The 18263-nt window shown below is 72.3% G+C and carries 13 protein-coding genes and 1 pseudogene; 9 read left to right on the top strand and 5 right to left on the bottom strand.

Features of this window, described 5'->3' with window-relative positions:
• Positions 1-25 precede the first annotated feature (25 nt).
• Entirely contained in the window at positions 26-610 is a 585-nt protein-coding gene (locus NNW99_RS35175) for a hypothetical protein (RefSeq protein WP_215123207.1), read from the bottom strand.
• Between the two features lie 236 nt (positions 611-846).
• On the opposite strand from NNW99_RS35175, the gene NNW99_RS35170 reads away from it, so the two are divergent.
• Positions 847-2004 carry a sialidase family protein gene (locus NNW99_RS35170; protein ID WP_215123206.1) on the top strand — a complete coding sequence of 386 codons (1158 nt, stop codon included), beginning with the start codon at positions 847-849 and terminating at the stop codon, positions 2002-2004.
• 36 nt (positions 2005-2040) lie between these two features.
• Here NNW99_RS35170 and NNW99_RS35165 read toward each other — a convergent pair whose 3' ends face one another.
• Positions 2041-2646, bottom strand: coding sequence for a TetR/AcrR family transcriptional regulator (locus NNW99_RS35165; RefSeq protein WP_215123205.1), 606 nt, complete (start codon positions 2644-2646; stop codon positions 2041-2043).
• Between the two features lie 176 nt (positions 2647-2822).
• On the opposite strand from NNW99_RS35165, the gene NNW99_RS35160 reads away from it, so the two are divergent.
• The 7 genes from NNW99_RS35160 to NNW99_RS35130 all read left to right on the top strand — a co-directional run bounded on the left by NNW99_RS35160 (position 2823) and on the right by NNW99_RS35130 (position 12007).
• Positions 2823-3995, top strand: coding sequence for an FAD-dependent monooxygenase (locus tag NNW99_RS35160; RefSeq protein ID WP_215124561.1), 1173 nt, complete (start codon positions 2823-2825; stop codon positions 3993-3995).
• Entirely contained in the window at positions 3992-5434 is a 1443-nt protein-coding gene (locus NNW99_RS35155; protein WP_251058014.1) for an MFS transporter, read from the top strand. The genes NNW99_RS35160 and NNW99_RS35155 overlap by 4 nt, the downstream gene beginning before the upstream one ends.
• A gap of 42 nt (positions 5435-5476) precedes the next feature.
• Positions 5477-5959, top strand: a complete 483-nt coding sequence (locus tag NNW99_RS35150; protein ID WP_215123204.1) for a nuclear transport factor 2 family protein — start codon at positions 5477-5479, stop codon at positions 5957-5959.
• An 82-nt stretch (positions 5960-6041) separates the two neighbouring features.
• On the top strand, positions 6042-6341 hold the full coding sequence (locus tag NNW99_RS35145) for a WXG100 family type VII secretion target (protein ID WP_215123203.1): 300 nt from the start codon (positions 6042-6044) through the stop codon (positions 6339-6341).
• A gap of 75 nt (positions 6342-6416) precedes the next feature.
• Complete coding sequence (locus NNW99_RS35140; protein WP_215123202.1) at positions 6417-6731, top strand: hypothetical protein; 315 nt, start codon at positions 6417-6419, stop codon at positions 6729-6731.
• Between the two features lie 31 nt (positions 6732-6762).
• Positions 6763-7449 carry a hypothetical protein gene (locus tag NNW99_RS35135; RefSeq protein WP_215123201.1) on the top strand — a complete coding sequence of 229 codons (687 nt, stop codon included), beginning with the start codon at positions 6763-6765 and terminating at the stop codon, positions 7447-7449.
• A 10-nt stretch (positions 7450-7459) separates the two neighbouring features.
• Positions 7460-12007 carry a DUF6531 domain-containing protein gene (locus NNW99_RS35130; protein ID WP_215123200.1) on the top strand — a complete coding sequence of 1516 codons (4548 nt, stop codon included), beginning with the start codon at positions 7460-7462 and terminating at the stop codon, positions 12005-12007.
• Positions 12008-12078: 71 nt separating this feature from the next.
• On the opposite strand, the gene NNW99_RS39245 is transcribed toward NNW99_RS35130, so the two are convergent.
• Both NNW99_RS39245 and NNW99_RS39240 read right to left on the bottom strand, forming a co-directional pair.
• Positions 12079-14088: an FtsK/SpoIIIE domain-containing protein gene (locus tag NNW99_RS39245; RefSeq protein WP_370869217.1), complete on the bottom strand. Its 2010-nt coding sequence runs from the start codon at positions 14086-14088 to the stop codon at positions 12079-12081.
• A pseudogene (locus NNW99_RS39240) lies at positions 14080-14739 on the bottom strand (FtsK/SpoIIIE domain-containing protein); the annotation flags it as partial. The pseudogene NNW99_RS39240 and the gene NNW99_RS39245, both read right to left, overlap by 9 nt.
• A gap of 1975 nt (positions 14740-16714) precedes the next feature.
• Here NNW99_RS39240 and NNW99_RS35120 point away from each other — a divergent pair.
• Entirely contained in the window at positions 16715-17680 is a 966-nt protein-coding gene (locus NNW99_RS35120; RefSeq protein WP_251058013.1) for a hypothetical protein, read from the top strand.
• On the opposite strand, the gene NNW99_RS35115 is transcribed toward NNW99_RS35120, so the two are convergent.
• Positions 17662-18258 carry a sigma-70 family RNA polymerase sigma factor gene (locus NNW99_RS35115; protein WP_251058012.1) on the bottom strand — a complete coding sequence of 199 codons (597 nt, stop codon included), beginning with the start codon at positions 18256-18258 and terminating at the stop codon, positions 17662-17664. The two genes, NNW99_RS35120 and NNW99_RS35115, sit on opposite strands and share 19 nt — an antisense overlap.
• Positions 18259-18263 lie beyond the last annotated feature (5 nt).

Below are 18263 nucleotides of genomic sequence, written 5' to 3'. Positions count from 1 at the left end.
GCTCGGCCACCGCGCCAGCGCGGCCTCACCCCGTCGTACGTCCCCACATCGGCCCGAAGCGGGCCCACTCGGCGTCCCACTGGTCCATGCGTCCGCGTTCCAGCCGGCGGCGCAGGGCACGGCCGCCGACGAGCGGCAGGAGCGCGGCGCCGATACCCGCCACACTGCCGGTCAGGAAGGCCCGTACCTGGGCCTGGGACTCGGTGACGGGTCGGGTCACCTGGCGGCCCTCGGGGTCCGTCCACACCGTGACCGGTGTCCCGGCGGCGCTGCCCGCCGGGACCCGGAGCTGCCCGGAGTGCGCGGAGCCGTCCACGGCGGTCCACGTCGCTTGCGCCCACACCTGCTCGGTACGGGACACGCCGCCGCTCTCGGCGGCCCTCCCGGGGGCCCGCTCGTCGAGCCGGGCCACCAGGGGCCGCCACTCGACGCGCTCCCGGGCGAGCCCGTCCTCGACGGACCGGCTCACCGTCGTGCCGGCCAGCATCCCGAGGAACGCGGTGAGCGTCCACACGCCCAGCACGACCCAGGCCTCCACCCTGTCGGCGCGGCGCTTGAGCGGATTGCGCCGCCAGCGCCACAGCCACACCTTCGGACCTCGTAACGCCATCGAAGGCATCCTCCTCATGCGCGCATGACCATCCCGCCGCCCTCTGCATACGGAAGACGGCCCCTGGATGCTCACTGCACCTACTCCGACGTGACGGTCCCCACGCCTCCCGGCCCCCGCGGGCGCCCTCCGGATCGCGGTCCGGATCACGGCAAGGATCACGGTCCGCCGAGCCTCGCGGCGACCCCCGACACCCGTCTGACCTGCACCGGAGCCCGTTCCAGAGGTGACTGTCAGTGGTGGGGTGCAGACTGGCCGGTGTCAGAGACAAGGGCGTCAATGGCGACGCCGCGGAGGTGATCGGCATGGCCGAGGTACTGCTGGCCGTGGGCACGCGCAAAGGCCTGTTCATCGGGCGCCGGCGGGATGCCGGCGCCTGGGAGTTCGACGAGAGTCCCTACTTCAACGCGCAGGCCGTGTACTCGGTCGCCGTCGACACCCGGGGCCCGAGCCCTCGGCTGCTGGCCGGAGGCGACAGCGCGCACTGGGGCCCGTCGGTGTTCCACTCCGACGATCTCGGCCGCACCTGGACCGAACCGGAGCGCCCCGCCGTCAAGTTCCCCAAGGACACGGGGGCGTCCCTGGAGCGGGTGTGGCAGCTGCACCCGGCCGCCGCCGAGCCGGACGTGGTGTACGCGGGTACGGAACCGGCCGCGCTGTACCGCTCGGAGGACCGCGGGGAGACCTTCGAGCTGGTCCGGCCCCTGTGGGAGCACCCCACGCGCTCGAAGTGGATGCCGGGCGGCGGCGGTGAGGGGCTGCACACCGTGCTCACCGACGCGCGCGACCCGAAGGCCGTGACGGTCGCCGTCTCGACCGCCGGTGTGTTCCGCACCCTGGACGGCGGCGCGAGCTGGGCTCCTTCCAACTCGGGTGTCTCGGCGGTGTTCCTGCCCGACCCGAACCCGGAGTTCGGCCAGTGCGTGCACAAGGTCGCGCGGGACGCCGTGAGCCCGGACCGGCTGTACCTGCAGAACCACTGGGGTGTGTACCGCAGCGACGACGCGGGCGCGCACTGGACGGACATCGGCGAGGGCCTGCCGTCCACGTTCGGCTTCGCGGCGGTCGCACACCCGCACCGGGGTGGCACGGCGTATGTGTTCCCGATCAACGCCGACGCCGACCGCGTCCCGGCCGACCACCGGTGTCGCGTCTACCGGACGGCGGACGCGGGCAAGAGCTGGGAGCCCCTCTCGGCGGGGCTGCCCCAGGAGGACCACTACGGCACGGTGCTGCGCGACGCCATGTGCGCGGACGACGGCGATCCGGCGGGCGTCTACTTCGGCAACCGCAACGGCGAGGTGTTCGCGTCCTCGGACGACGGCGACAGCTGGCAGCAGCTCGCCTCACATCTGCCGGACGTGCTGTGCGTGCGGGCCGCGACCGTCGGCTGAGCACAGGGGCGTCACCGGGCCGGCCGCTGAGCCCGCTCAGGCGTGCGGTGCCGTGGCCCGGATGCCCGCGAGTACCACGCCGACGATGCGCTCCGCGTCCTCGCGGGTGAACGTGCGCATGCCCCGGTTCACGATGAGGTGCACCGGGCCGGAGATCATCTCGCCGAGGAAGGCGCTGTCGACCGGGGGGAGTTCGCCCCGGTCGACGGCGGTGTCCACCCGCCGCCGCAGGGCCGCCACGCGCTGGTCGAGGATCTTGGTCAGCGCCTCGACGGTGGCGCTCTGGCGAGCGGGCTGAAAGGCCTGTTCCAGGGTCCGGCCGAACGGCGTTTCCAGGCCACCGGCGAGGGCCAGCACGAAGTCGGCCAAGTCCCGGTGGATGTCGCCGGTGTCGGCGACCGAGGCGAGGTCCTCGGCGTAGCGCAGCAGGGCTTCGACCACCAGTTCCTCGCGGTCGGGCCAGTTGCGGTAGACGCTGGTCTTGTGGACGCCGGCGAATTCGGCGACCTCCTCGTAGCGGAAGCCCGCGATGCCGTCGCGCGCCACGAGTTCGACGGTCGCGGCGAGGATCTGCGCTCTCACACGCGCGTTGCGGCCACCGGGGCGCCGTGCGGGCGACCGGTCAGCGGTCCCGTCGGCCATCGCCGCGCTCACCTCCTGTTTCTCTGCTCGGTTGCCGATTGTCGTCAGGTGCGGCGTTGCGGTGCAAGCCGGTACTCAGTAAGCTCGCTAAAAGCGACAGCCTGTTTCTTTAAGGGTCGCACACTCACGAGCACACTCACTCTCACCACCGCGACACCTGGAGCGCCTACGTGAAGATGCTTGTCTCCGGAGCCGGAATCGCCGGGCTCGCCTGCGCACTTGAGCTGGGCACCCGCGGCCACGACGTCACCGTCGTCGAATACGCCCGCCGCCTCCGGCTCAACGGCACCCCCATCGACATCCGCGGCGACGCGATCGAGGCCGTGGACGGGATGGGGTTACGTGCCGAGATCCAGAAGCGACGGGTTCGGATGTCCGAGCTCACCCGGTTCGTCGACAGCGCGGGCGAGCCCGTGGCCCGGATCCCGATGGCGGAGGTCAGCGACTCCGACGACGACATCGAGCTGCTCCGCGAGGACCTCGTCCGCATCCTCGCCGAGGCGCTCCCGGACACCGCGGCGATCCGCTTCGGCGACTCGATCGAGACCCTGACCGACGACGGCGTGAGCGGCGGAGGGGACGGCGGCGTCGACGTGCGTTTCGCATCGGGCCGCACCGGGCGGTACGACCTGGTGCTCGGTGCCGACGGCCAGCACTCCGCGGTACGCAGGCTGGTGTTCGGGCCCGAGGAGGACTACCTCCGGCACCTCGGTGTCTACTTCGCCCTCGCCGACCACCCCGGCGAGGCGTCGTCCGAGGGCCCCAACTCGATCTACAACGTCCCCGGCCGCATGGCGGGCCTGTTCCGGTACCAGGGCAAGGCCGTCGCGGTCTTCCAGTTCCGCTCGGAACGGATCGACTACGACCATCACGACCTGGACGCCCAGAAGAAGATCCTCGTCGACGCCTTCGCGGGCTACCGGTCCTGGCGGATACCGGAGTTGCTCGACGCGGCCCTCGCCGATCCCGGGTTCTTCTTCACCTCCGCGAGCCAGATCCACCTGCCCTCCTGGCACCGCGGCCGTGTCGCCCTCGTCGGGGACGCCGGGTACAGCCCGGCCTTCCTGTCCGGCCGGGGCACCTCACTCGCGCTCATGGGAGCCCGCTTCCTCGCCGAGGAACTCGAACGGTGCGGGGGCGACCACACCGCCGCGTTCGCACGGTACGAGGCCCGGCAGCGCCCGTATGTCACGTTCGCCCAGAACCGTGTCCACAGCGGTCGCGACCGCATGCTGCCGACCACCTGGGCCGCCATCGCCGCCCGCAACGAGACGCTGCGAGCGACACAGGCGACACCCGACAGCCCTGAGCGGACCACGCCCCGGCGCGCTGGAGGGGACGCGGAGTGAAGGACACACTGGAAAAGCCCGCCCCCCGCGCCCAGGAGCAGCGCTGGAGCAAGCGGCTCATCGGCTGGGCCGCCGTTCTCACGCTCGCCAACGTCCTGGCCGACGTGGCCATCGGCTCCCCCATGATGGTCCTGCCCCAGTTGATGGAGCACTTCGACACCGACCAGGCCGCGTGGCTGAACGCGAGCGCGCTGCTGGCCGGGGCCCTCTGGTCGCCGCTGCTCGCGAAGAGTTCCGACGTCTTCGGCCACCGCCGGATCCTCATCGGCACGCTGCTCCTCGCCTGCATCGGAGCGCTGGTCTGCCTCGTCGCCCCCAACGTCTGGATCTTCCTGGTGGGGCGCTTCCTCCAAGGCGCCGCCTTCGCCGCGGTCTTCATCACGGTGGCCCTGGCACGCCGGATCTGCACCCCGCGGGTGGCGATGGCCCTGGTCGGGATCGTGACGTCCGGCTCGTCGGTCGTCGGCATCGTCGAGCCGTTCCTGATGCAGCCGGTCATCGATGTGTTCGGCTACCGGAGCGTGTTCCTCGTGGCGGCGCTGCTCGCCGCGATCGCCGCGCTCTGCGTGCGGTCCTTCATCCCGGAGTCGCCCGTCCGCGGCACCGGCCGGATCGACGTGGGCGGAGCGCTCCTGCTCGGCGGTGGACTCGGCGCGGTGCTCGCCTACACCACTCTGGGCAGCGACCTCGGCTGGCTGTCCGTGGGCATGGTCGCGCTGCTGGCCGCCGGTGCCGCCGGGTTGGCCGGCTGGGCGTTCCTCGCGCTGCGGGTCGACGAACCCGTCATCGACATCCGGGCCCTCAGCCGTCCGATCCTGCTGACGTTGCTGGCCCTGGTCCTGGCGGCGGGGTCCTTCCGGAGCATGCTGCAACTGACGGGCATCGTCGCCCAGGTGCCGCCCGGCCTGGGGCTCGGTTACGGGCTGGGCGACGGAGAGGCGGTCGCGGTGCTGCTCGCCGCGCCCAATCTCGGCATCGTGATCGGCGGCACGTGCGCCGGCTGGCTCGCGGGGCGGTTCGGTCCCGCGCTGCCCCTTCTCGGCGGCATCGCCGTCGGTGCGGCGGCGACCCTCGCGATGCTGGCGGGGGTCTCGATGCTCCCCCTGGCGGTCGTCTGCGGCACCCTGCTCGGCGTGGCCGCCGGTGCGATCGGCGCCTCCGGCTACAACCTGGCGACCAGCCTCGAAGCGCCCGAGCGGCAGGGCACGATCGCCGGCCTGGTGTCGGTCGTACTCGCCCTCGGCTCGGTCGTCCTCAACATCGCCGGCGGCGAGATACTCAAGGCGAGCCACGTTCCCGGGACCCTCGCCGACGGCGCCCCGGTGAGCACGGCGACCGGCGTGTACCTCTATGTCGCGTCGGCGGGGGCGTGTTTCGTCCTCGCGGCGGTGCCCGCGACCCTACTGGCACGCGACCGGCGGGCATCTGGGTGGGTGTGACGGACCCTCCCTGACGTTCGCCCGCGGCCATAGCGTCGAGTCATGAATCCTGGACAAGTGATCGCGGACCTGCACGTCCGGTGGGTGTTCGGCTGGGAACGCGACGAGGGCGACCCGCCGTTCGACTTCCGGCGGATCTTCGGCGGGTTCTACGACTTCGGCTCTCCGGACGTCCGCCTCTACGACGACTTCGACCCCGAGCAGCGGGTGGCGACGACAGCCGCCGGCTACGGCTCGATCTGGGAACCCGGCTTTCGCGGCATGGTCTCCGCGCACCACGCCGTCGACGACGGGCCGCACGTCATCGCGGGCCAGGAACTGGCCGCGTCCACCCTGACGTTCACAGCGCGGATCACCCTGCCCGACGGCGCCACGGACCTGCGCACCACGACCTCGCTGGTCTGGCGCCGTACGCCGGACGGCTGGCGGATCGTCCGCGAGCACAACTCGAGCAAGGTGCTGCCCGCCGGGACCCTCGACGGGGCGTTCGGCGCGGGCCTCCCCGCCGTTTCGCAAGAGGCGTGAACCACCCCGGCAGGTGCCCCGTAGAGCCCGGTGTGTGCGGCCCGACGGCCGCGGCGACACGGAGCGACGGAAGGACATCGGCATGGCCGGCGGCAACATCCAGATCAGCCCGGAAGAGATGCAGGAGGCCTCGACCTGGCTGCAGAACCAGAAGGAGCTGATGCAGCAGAGCCTCCACGAGGCCAACACCAAGATGGAGGAGATGGTCGAGGCGGCCTACGCGACGCCGGGCTCCGAGACCAAGTTCCGTCCCTTCTGGGAGGAGTACAAGAACGGCACCCAGGAGGCGATCGAGGGGCTGCAGGGCGTCAGCGAGTTCATCAAGCAGGTCGCCGACGCGTTCGTCGACACCGACGACCAGACGTCCGGCTCCATCGGCTGACGTACCCGGCACCGTCCGGCCCGCGCCCTCCCCGTGAGGCGGGGCCGGACGGCCGGAGCAGGAGAGGAGACGCCGATGGGGCGTATCAGCGTTCCCGTGCAGGACTTGAAGGACACGGCCAGGGAGCTCCAGAACATCGGGGATCTGATCGGCGACAGCGCGACTCTCTTCCACGCCGCGGGCGACCGGGAGGACTTCGAGAGCTTCGTCGGCGACAGCCGGCTCGCGGAGGCTCTCGACGGGTTCGACAAGGCGTGGGTCGCGGGTCACGAACGGGTGCACGACAACGTGAAGAAGTTCTCCGAGAACGCGGACGTGATCTCCGAGAACTTCACGCAGACGGACGAGGACAGCGCCGACTCGCTGGACGAATCGAAGAGGCAAGCGTGACAGGAGACGTCGTGCGGAAGGGAAGGGCGTCATGACGCAGCCGGTCACGGAGCGGCCCGAAGGCGCGCCCGCGGGCTACACGCTGAGGTTCCCCGACTCCTGGTGGCAGCTGGACCTCGACCCGAGCACCCGGGACGCGTCGATCCGCCGCCGTATCGAGTCCCAGGTGAAGAAGGCACCGCGGCTCTCCCGCGAGCAGGTGGAGGAGCTGATCCGCAGCACCCGGCGCACCGCCCGGGAGGCGCACGCGCGGGGCGCGCTGCGGGCGTCGGGGATGCTCAGGATCCTCAAGGCGGGCAGTGGGCCGCTGGTGCTCAGCGCGACGACGGTCGTGGTCCGGATCTCCGTTCCCGAGGATCAGTCGGAGGATCTCGCGGACCTCGTCGTCGCGGCCGGTGTGCAGCTCGGCGACCAGGCGGAGGGCACCGGACTGCCCCCCGGCGAGGTGGAGTTGGTGGAACTGCCGCACGTCGGTGCGGCCGGGCGGATCACCAGGATCGAGGACGTGGACCACCAGGGGACGCCCGTGCCCACCGCGGTGCGGCACACCCTGATCCCGGTGCCGAACAGCCGGGACTATCTGGTGCTCGCCAGTTCCACTCCCAACGTGGATCTGGCGGACCAGTTCTACGAGGTCTTCGACGCGATCGCGGAGTCGTTCCGTTTCGAGGACCCGGCCGGTGTCGGCCCGTTGGGCGAAGCAGACAAGGGAAAGTGAGGTCGCGGCCATGGCGCGCCCAGCGGTGTCCGAGTGGGAATCGGTCTTCGGGTTCTCGGACGACCCGACTCCGGGTGATGCGGAGGTGCTCGGGCAGCTCGCGAGGAGCTATCGCTCCGTGGCGGACAACGCCGGCGATGCCCTCCCCCTCGTCTCCGGGCTGGAGAACCGGCAGGTGGGCGAGGGCAAGTCCATGGAGAAGCTCCGGGACAAGCTGGGCGACCTGGCCGAGCAGGTGCGCAAGCTGCACAGCTCGTACGACCAGGCGGCCGGGGCGCTGGACACGTACGTCCAGTCGCTGCTCGATCAGCAGCGCAACGCCGACAACGCGCTGGAGAAGGGCCGGGAGGCCAAGGAGCGGCTGGCGTCGGCGACCGCGGTGGCGCTCGCGGCCGGTGCCGACATCGGCCGGCTGGACGGGGCCGAACATCCTCCGGACGACGCGGAGGCGCGGGCGAGCACGCGACGGGCGCTCGACGAGGCCCACAGCAAGCAGTCCACGGCGCGGATGCAGGCCGATGACGCGCAGGCGGACCTCGACGCCGCCCGCATGCTCGCCGAGGACGCACGGCAGGTGCGCGAGGAGGACGCCTCCGTCGCGGCCCAGAAGCTGGACGACGCGAAGGACGAGTCGGTCGCGGGCTACAGCCTGTGGGACAAGATCAAGAAGGCGCTGAGCACGGCGTTCGGCATCATCAGCGCGGTCCTGGGTGTCCTGGCCCTGCTGGTGCCCGGCCTGCAGGGGCTGGGCATCGCCCTGACGATCGGCAGCGTCGTGGCCGGCGCCGCGTCGCTGGGGATCAACATCTCCACGATGGCGGAGACGGGCGAGTGGAACATAGCCGAGATCGTGCTCGGCGTCGTGGGCCTGGTCGGGGGCGGGGCCGCGCTCCTCAAGGGCGTCGGGGGGATCGGTTCGGCTCTCAAGGGAGTCAAGCCCGCCTCGATGAGGAATCCGCAGGGCGGCACCCGCCTCAACAGCCGGGCCGCGAACGGCCGTACCTGCAAGACCGACCCGGTCGATGTGGCCAGCGGGGAGATGCTGCTGACGCAGACCGATCTGGAGCTGCCCGGCGTCCTGCCGCTGGTGATCACGCGTACGCATCTGTCGACGTACCGCTACGGCCAGTTCTTCGGCCCGTCCTGGGCCTCCACCCTGGACGAGCGCCTCGAAGTCGACGGCCGGGGACGGGTGCTGTGGGCCCGTGAGGACGGCTCGATCCTGACCTACCCGGGGCTTCCCGCCGCCGGTTCGGACGACGCGGCCTGGCCCGAGGAAGGCCCCCGCCTCCCGCTGACCTCTGCCGGCGCCGAGGGGGAGGTCACCTACCGCATCACCGATCCCCACACGGGCGTCGTCCGCACCTTCGCGGACCGTCCCGACGACGACGAGAACGACTGGTACTGGCTGACCGGGTGGCACGACCGCAACGGCAACGAGGTCACCGTCTCGCGCACGGAGGACGGCACCCCCACCGGTCTGGTCCACTCCGGCGGCTACCGGGTCGACGTGCACTGCCTCGCCGGGCTGCTGACCCGTCTGACGGTGAGCACGCCCGACGGCCCGGTGGAGGTCATGTCCTACAGCCATGACGCGGACGGGAACCTCACGCACGTGGTGAACTCGTCGGGCAAGTCCCTGGTGTTCGGCTACGACGACCGGTCCCGCATCACCTCCTGGACCGACCGGAACGACTCCACGTACCGCTACGTCTACGACGAGGACAACCGCGTCACGGAGACCATCGGCCCCGAGGGCTGCCTCTCCTCGCACTGGAGCTACGACCCCGACCGGCGCCGGACGCACTACACCGACGCCTGCGGCGCCACGACCGTCTACCAGCTCAACGACCTCCACCAGGTCACCGCCGAGACCGACCCGCTGGGACACACCACGACCTCCGAGTGGGACCGCTACGACAACCTCCTCGCCCGCACCGACGCCCTCGGCCACACGATCCGCTACGCGTACGACAGGGCCCACAACCCCACGGCCATCGAGCTCCCGGACGGCAGCCGGTCCACGGCGACGTACAACGGCCTGAACCTCCCCGTCACGCTGACGGGCCACGACGGGGTGACGTGGCGGCAGGAGTTCGACGAGCGGGGCAACCTCACGGCCGTCACCGCACCGGACGGCGCCACGAACCGCTTCACCCATCACCGGGGCGGAGCGGTCGCCTCGGCCACCGACCCGGCCGGCGCGCAGGTCGCCTACGAGGTCGACGGCGCGGGCCTTCCCCTGGCCGTCGGCAACCCGGCCGGACACCGGGCGACGATCGAACGCGACGCGTTCGGCCGGCCCACCACCGTCACCGATCCAGCGGGCGCGATCACCCGCGCGGTCTGGACCGTGGAGGGCCTCCTGTCGGAGCGCACCGCGCCCGACGGCCGGAGTGAGCGCCTGACCTGGGACGGCGAGGGCAACTGCCTCACCAGCACCGACGCCACGGGCGCCACCACCCGCTTCGAGTACACCCACTTCGATCAGTTGGCGGCTCGGACCACGCCCGACGGTGCCCGCCACACCTTCGCCTACGACGCCGAGCTCCGCCGCACCCAGGTCGTCAACCCGCAAGGCCTGACCTGGGACTACACCTATGACGGCGCGGGCAACGTCATCGCGGAGTCCGACTTCGACGAGCGTGAGATCACCTATGAGCTGGACGGGGTGGGCCGGGTCGTCTCCCACACCACTCCGCTCGGCCAGGAGATCACCTTCCGGTACAACTCCGTCGGCGAGCTGGTGGAGAAGAACACGGCCGGGGTGATCACGTCGTACGCGTACGACTCGGCCGGAGCACTCGTCCGAGCCGCCTCCCCCACCTCGACGCTGGAGCTCGAACGGGACCTCCTGGGCCGGATCGTGGCCGAGACCGTCGACGGACGCACCACCCGCTTCACCTACGACGTCCTCGGCCGCCGCACCTCCCGCACCACCCCTGGCGGCGCCGTCACCGAGCTCACCTACGACGGGAACGGCAACCGGGACGCCCTCACCTGCGACGGACACCGGCTGGACTTCACCCACGACGTCCTCGGGCGGGAACTGGCGCGTGTATGGGGCACGTCGGCCTCCCCTGTGAGGGCGACGACCGCTTGGGACATGGCCGGGCGTTCGGTCTCCCACTCCCTGATCACGCCGGGACGCACCCTGCGTGAACGGTCCTACACCTACCGGGCCGACAACCACCTGATCGGCATCGCGGACCACGCGACGGGCCTGCGCCGGGACATGGAACTCGATCCGGTCGGCCGCCCGCTGTCGGTCGCCGGCGACGGCTGGACCGAGTCGTACGCCTACGACCAGGCCGGAAACCAGACCGAGGCCACCTGGCCCGAGAAGGCACCCGGGGCCGAGGCCCGCGGCTCCCGCACCTACAGCGGCACCCGCATCCGGGAAGCGGGGGCGGTGCGCTACGAGCACGACGACGCGGGCCGCATGGTGCTGCGCCAGAAGCGCCGGCCGTCGAGGAAGCCCGACACCTGGCGCTACGCATGGGACGCGGAGGACCGCCTCACCGCCTGTACGACCCCCGACGGCAACCGCTGGCACTACACGTACGACCCGCTGGGGCGTCGCACCGCGAAGTACCGCATGGCCGAGGACGGCCGGACCACCGTCGAAGGCGTCCACTTCACCTGGGACGGTTCCGCCCTCGCCGAACAGACCGACACCACCACCGGCGTCACCCTGACCTGGGAACACGACGGCCACCGCCCCCTCACCCAGCTCGAGCGCAAGCCGAGGGGCCAGGGCGCATACGACGCCCGCTTCTTCGCCGTGGTCACGGACCTCGTCGGCACTCCCACCGAACTCGTCGACGAACACGGCGACATCGCCTGGCGCTCCCGCACCACCCTGTGGGGAACCACCGCGCATCATCGCGACGCCACGGCCCTGACACCCTTCCGTTTCCCGGGGCAGTACGAGGACCGCGAAACCGGCCTCCATTACAACTACTTCCGTCACTACGACCCGGAGAGCGGGCGGTACACGGCACCGGATCCCCTGGGTCTGGCGCCCGCTCCCAACCCTGTGACGTACGTCGACAATCCGCAGGCATTCAGTGACCCGCTGGGGCTGGCCCCCTGCAATGAGGCGGACATCACCTGGGGCGGGAAGGTCAAGTACTCAAAACTCGACGTGAAGAATCGCCCGCGGGGAGTAATTGCCAAACTCGACCAGGGCATGACGGGCGGCAAGACCAGGCCCCGTCCCACGTCCGAGCCGCCGGGCTGGCAGTCGGGCAAGAATCTCAATCGCGGTCATCTGCTCGGCGCCCAGATCGGCGGCTCGAACAAGAGCACGCTGAACTTCGTCACCATGCACCGCAATACGAACGCACCGGTCCATGTGCACTATGAGAACGCGATACGCAAGGCTGTTGACGCCGGAGAAAAGATTGAATACAAGGTGACACCCATATACAAGGGGAGTAACTCCGTCCCGTCAGATATAAGCCTGAGCGTCCGCGGGAACAATGGATTCCAGTTCACCCACCATAAGACCGGGGCTCTCGTGAACAACGTGATCTTCCCCAACAAGCCCAAATAGCGAGGGCTCCCGTCCCGGCCGTCGCCGGGGCGGGAGCCCTCCGCAGTGGGACCTGTGGGACCCGTGGGGCCTCAGCCCCCGGTCGGCGGGATGACCGTCTCCGGCACCTGCACGGTCCGCAGCACCCCGTCGCCCAGGTGCAGGATCGCCCGGCCCGGGCGGGCCGCGCCCAGTCGGCTGCGGGGTACCTTCACGCCGATCAGTTCGCCGTCGCTCATGTTCTGCGGCTTCAGCAGCAGCCCGTACCGGTTGCGGCGGGCCTCGGTGTGCCAGCCGGAGAAGCCGGAGGAGAGCCGGTCGGTCTGGCCGGCGATCACCAGGCCCCGGCCGCTCTCGGCACCGGACTTGGCGATCTGCGTGAGGACGGGCTCCGCCTTCGTCTTCAGCAGCAGGTCGGCGTCGTCGAGGAGCACCACCGCACCGTCCGGGGCCGTGGAGAGCGCCTCCTCCAGCGCCGTCGGGGCGATGTCGGACTCGTCGAACACCGCGAGCACACCCGGCCGTCCGGCGAGATCGCGCAGCGGCGAGCGGACGGGGGCGCCGATCACGACCGGGGTGCCCGACGCGAGCAGCGACAGCGCGACCGTCGACAGGACCGTGCTGCGACCGGACCGGGCCGGGCCCGCCACCAGGAAGGTCGGCGTCATCGAGAAGTCCGGCCCGAAGGCGGTCAGTTCGTCGCCGCCGACGCCGGCCAGCGCCCAGCGCGAGTGCGGCCACGGCTGCGGCGCGTAGCCGGCCGCCTCCTCCCAGGTGAGCCGGTCCGGCAGGGTGTCGACGCGGAACGGCCGGGTGGCGGCGGGCAGGTGAGCCGACCGCTCACGGCACTGCCCGGCGATCCGCTGGAGGGCCGCGGCCTGCGCCTGGCCCCCGGGGTCATCCGTGAGCAGCGCGATCTGCACCTCCGCCTTGTCGGCGGCGCGCAGGGCCCGGCCCGGCGGGATCTCGTCGGGCACCTTCCGCTGGGTGACGCCGATCATGCCGTACTCGGACTTGTCGTTCAGCTTCAGTACGAGCTTGTCCTCGGTGGAGTTGCCGACCCGGCTGGAGAACAGCGCCCGGTCGCCGGTCATCACCAGGTGGATGCCGACGCTCGCGCCGTCCCGGAGCAGGTTCTGCACCCCGGACAGCAGGTTCCCCGAGTCGTACTCGCCGAGCTGCTTGTCGAAGACCTCCCAGCGGTCGATGAACAGCACGATGTGCGGGGGCCGTTCGTCCTCGGGCAGCGCACGCCTCAGTTCCGTCAGGTCGGCGCTGCCGCGGGCGGCGAGCATCTCCTGGCGCCGGGCGAGCTCCCCCGTGAGCCGGGCGAGCAGCCGGGCCACCCGGTCCGGCTGGGTGCGCTGGGTGACGGCTCCGACGTGCGGCAGCCCCTCCATGGCCAGCAGCGCGCCGTTGCCGCAGTCGATGCCGTACAGGTGCAGCTGCGCCGGGGTGTGGGCCTGGGCCAGCATGCCGGCGATAGTGCGCAGGGTCTGCGAGCGGCCCTGCCGGGGCGAGCCGACGATGTGCAGGTGTCCGAGCGTCGCCGGGTCGATCACCAGGGGCTGCCGGGCCTGCTGGGCGGGCAGGTCCACCACGCCGTACGCGACGGGCGCCAGGTCGTAGTCCGAGTCCGGGGCGGGCGGCAGTTCGCCGGTGACCAGCTTCTCGGGCAGCGGGGGCAGCCAGGGGCTGTGCTGCGCGGGGATGCCCATCTCCCGGTCCGCGTCGCGGATCGCCTCGACGAGTCCGGTGAGGTCGGTCTCCGCCTCGGCGGGAGCGGCCGCGGCCCGGGGCCTCGGCGGGAGGGGCTCGCCGAGCCGCTCCCAGCCGACCGCCACCGCCCAGGGCGCCGGCAGCGAGGTCGTCGTGGCGCCGGGCCGTCGGCCGCCGACCCGTCCGGACTGGAACGGCACGAGGGAGTTCTGGCCGAGCCGCACGTAGGCGCGGCCGGGGTTGCGCTGCGAGATCCCGGCGGCTTCGGTGGAGTTGATGACGTCCTGGCTCTCGCCGGAGTCCGTCACCCGCAGCGCGATGCGCAGGTTGGTGTTGGCGCGGATCTCCGAGGAGACGACGCCGCTGGGGCGCTGTGTCGCCAGGATCAGGTGGATGCCGAGGCTGCGGCCCCGCTGCGCGATGTTGACGAGGCCCTTCACGAAGTCCGGCAGGTCGCGCACCATCGAGGCGAACTCGTCGATGACGATGAGCAGCCGGGGCATCGGGGGGTGGCCCGCCGGGTCGCGCTCCAGCGACTCGACGTAGTCCTCGATGTCCTTGGCACCGGCGGCGGCGAGGATGTGCTCGCGCCGGGTGAGTTCCGCCGTCAGCGAGACCAGGGCCCGCTCGACGAGGTGGGCGTCGAGGTCGGTGACCATGCCGACGGTGTGCGGCAGGTCCACGCAGTCCTTGAACGCGGAGCCGCCCTTGTAGTCGACGAGGACGAACGTCATCGCGTCCGGACGGTTCGCCACCGCGAGCGAGGCGACCAGGGTCTGGAGGAGTTCGGACTTGCCGGAGCCGGTGGTGCCGGCGACCAGCCCGTGCGGGCCGTCGCGGCGCAGGTCCAGGTGGAACGGGCCGTCCAGGGAGACGCCGACGGCCGCCCGGGTCGAGCGGCCCCCGGCACTCCAGCGCGCCCGGATGCCGGCGGCCCGCGGCGGGTCGAGGGCGAGGACGTCGAGCAGTCGCGCGGAACCGGGGAGCACCGCGGCCTCCTCCTCGTCCCCGCCCGGGTCGCGCAGCGGGCCCATCGCGCGGGCCAGCGAGCGGCACCAGTCCAGGGACACCGCGTCGGGCCGTACACCGCCGACGGTGCCCCTCCCGGAGCGTCCCACCCGTACGGTGCCGCCGGGCTCCTCGACGACGACGGCGTGGCACTCCTCGGGCAGCAGCCGCTCCTCGGCGTCCAGGCAGACCGCGCGGACGCCGACGGAGGGTCCGTCGCGCAGGATCTGCGCCACGCCCGGCAGCGAACGCAGCCTGCGGGCTCCGTCGAGGACGACGAGCACATCGGGTCCGGCGGACCGGCTCCGGCGGTCCTCCCGTCCGGCGCGCTCGGCGACCAGCGCGGTCAGTTCGGCGACCCGGCGGGCGCAGGTCTCGGTGCCGTAGCCGATGCTGGCCGGGGTGTCGCCGGACTTCTTCCGCACATGCGGCAGCCAGCGCAGCCAGGACCAGCCGTCGCGGCCCGGGCCGCCGGTCGTCAGCAGATGGATCTGAAGGTCACGGGGGCTGTGCAGGACGGCGGCCTGGGCGACTGCCCACCGTGCCACGGAGCGCGCGGCCGAGCCCTCGCCGGCGATGCCGAGGACGTCGTGCTCACGCAGCGCGACGGTCACCGGGACGTCGTACGCGGTCCACGGGTCCTGGCGGCGGTGCTCGTCCTTGGTCGGGTCCTGGAGCACCACGTCCGAGGGCAGGTCGGCGGTTCCGACGCGCAGTTCCAGGAAGTCGGCGTCAAAGGTGCGGCGTTCCCACAGACGGTGCCGGGGGCCGACGGCGGTCAGGACGACCTCGGCGGGGTCGGGGAAGCCCCGGCGCCGGGCGGTGCGTTCGTCCGCCAGGGCCTTCGCCGCGTCGCCCTCGATGCGCGTCTTCTTCTCCTCGTAGGCGGCGACGGCGTCGGCGTGGGACTGGCGTCCGCCCCGCCGGCTCATCAGGTAGTTGCCGAGGATCACGACCGGGGAGAGCAGCCCGAACAGCAGCATCGTCATATGGCCGAGCACCAGCGCTCCGGCCACCGCCATCACCAGCGGGGCGGCCGCGGCGACCCATGGGAGGGGCCGGGCGGCGGGCTGGCCGGGCGGGGAGGGCAGGGAGAAGCGGGTGGCGTTCTCGCTCGGCCGCAGCCGCGGCGGCCGGTTGTAGTCCCAGCCGGTGCCGTCCTCCGACGGCTCCACGGCCGCGTCCGGCCGCTGCGGGAGGGCGAGTTCGAGCAGGCTGCCGCCGGCGAGGAGCTGCGCGCCGGGCGGCCAGGCGGTGGCCTCGGCGAGGTCCTCGCGGTCCAGTTGCAGGGTGCCGACGTCCGGCGCGGACGGGTCGGGCGCCACACGGCAGCGTCCGCCGGGCCCCACCGTCAGGACGGCGAGCGGACGCTCCGGTGCGGTGCGCAGCACCTGGGCGGCCCCGTCACGGGCCAGCCCGATGCGGTACTCGCCGATGTCGAGCCGGTGCACCGCGCCCGCCCCGGTCCCGCCGACCGCGCGGACCTCCGCCAGTCCGTCCGGTTCCGCCGTCGAGGTACCGGCCGGGCGGCCCAGGCCCACGACGGCCGCGTGGTGGAGCGGCGCGTCGCGCAGCGGCAGATCCGCGGGCAGCAGCCGGTCGCCGACGTACAGGCCGAGGCCTTCCGGTGCCGGGACGCCGCCGGCCCCGGCCAGAGCCTGCGCGACGCCGCCCACGGGCGTGTCGGGGTCGGCGTCGAGATGGACGTCGAACGCGTCACTCTCCCCATCGACCACGGTCAACATCAACGACACGAAACGTCCTCCAGCCAGCGTGTTTGCGGGGGCGCGGGAGCCGTGCTCGGCAGCTGTCGCGCCACTGACGGGACCTACGGGGCCCACCGGCAGACGGTTCACGCAGACGCCCGTGAACCGTCTGCCGGTGGGCCCCGTAGACGCCTTGGGGTGCTCGGCTCCGCGACTCCGCCGCTGTGCCGCCCCGCCCCTCCCCCGCTTTCGACCCTCCCGGCTCCTGCGCCGGGTCCCGACAAGGAGTCAGAAAATGATCTGGTGGTACGTCCTGGCCGTGGTGCTGGGGCTGGCGCTGATCGGAGCGGTGGCCGCGCTGGTCGTCACCGAGCGGCAGTCCCGCCCGCCGAAGCCCGTCGCCCCCTCGGCGGCACTCGAGGGGCGGGAGGCGCTGGACGTGGTCGACGCGGGCCTGCGCCGGCTGACGGGCGAGTGCCTGCGCTCGGGCCGCTCGCTGCCCGACCTGTACGCCGTCGTCTGCTCCGAGGAGCGGCTGGGGCTGCTGCTGGCCGGCGCGGAGGAGAACGCCCCCGCGCCCTGGACCGCCGAGGCGGACGGCGAGCGCTGGACGGTCTCGACCGACGCCCTGCGCCGCCCCGGCCCGGAGGGCGAACCGGCCCTGCCCTACGCGCTGACGGTGACGGTGGGGCTGGACGGCGCCGACCGGGTGCTGGTCGACCTCTCCCGGGCCTCGGGCCCCGTCTCCGTGGCGGGCCCCGACGAGGAGGTGCGCAGTCTGGCGCGGGCCGTCGTCACCGAGGCGCTCGCGGGCCCGGTGGGGGCTCTCGCCGAGGTCACCCTGGTGGGATCGGTGGCGGGCGAGGGGCTCGTCGCCGACGACGTACCGCAGGCCTCGCGGCTGCACACCGCGGCCAGCCTGGAGGAGGCCTTCGCCGTGGCGGCCGCGGCGGGGCCGGTGCGGCCGGAGCCCGGATCGGCCGATGTCACCCAGATCTTCCGGCTGATCGAGGGCAGCAGCCGGATCGCCGTCCAGGGCGAGGCGCCGCACCTGTTCGTGGTGGACGCCTCACAACTCCCGCGGCGGGAGGGCGCGCTGGACGGCCTCCGGCGCGGGGACGCGCTGCTGGTGCTCGGCGACGCGCCCGCCGGGTGGCGCTGGCGGGCCGGCGCGGGCGGATCGCTCGACACCGGCCCGCTCGGCCTGGACATCACCCGGCACGTGGGACGCCTCGCCGAGTCTCAGCCGGCGTCGCGGTAGCGGCCGTCCGCGTACAGCCCGCGGCTGTACAGCGCCTCCCGCAGGGCGCGGGAGGCGTAGAACGTCCGCGACTTGACCGTGCCCGGCGGGACGCCGAGGACCCTGGCCGTCTGGTTGACGCTGCGCCCCAGGTAGTGCACGTGCATCAACACCTCGCGCTGCGGCGGCCGCAGATCCCACAGCGCCTCCAGGAGCACCTGGGAGGTGAGCATGCGATCGACGTCGTCGGACACCGTCGGGTGGGCCAGTTCCGGGTCGCCGGTCTCCGCCGGTCTGGCCTGGCGGGCCCGGAGATCGTCGATGACGAGGTTGCGCAGCACGGTGAACAGCCACGGTCTCGCCGCGTCGGTGGTCGGGTCGAGTTCCCCGGCGTGGCGCCAGGCGCGGATCGCGACCTCCTGGAGGACGTCCTCGGCGCGGTGCCAGTCGCCCTGCAGCCGCCGTGCGGCGAACTGCAGCAGGGCCCGGCCGTGGACCCGGTAGAAGGATCTGAGGAACTCCTCGGGGCGGAGTTGCTCGGTGGGGGGACGGGTCGTTCGGTCTTCGGTCGAGGATTCGGTCGAAGTGCTGGCCGACAAGGGCC

This window comes from Streptomyces sp. CRCS-T-1 (assembly GCF_024442335.1).
GTDB classification, from domain to species: domain Bacteria; phylum Actinomycetota; class Actinomycetes; order Streptomycetales; family Streptomycetaceae; genus Streptomyces; species Streptomyces koelreuteriae.
This window is presented reverse-complemented; position numbering and strand designations above follow the sequence as displayed.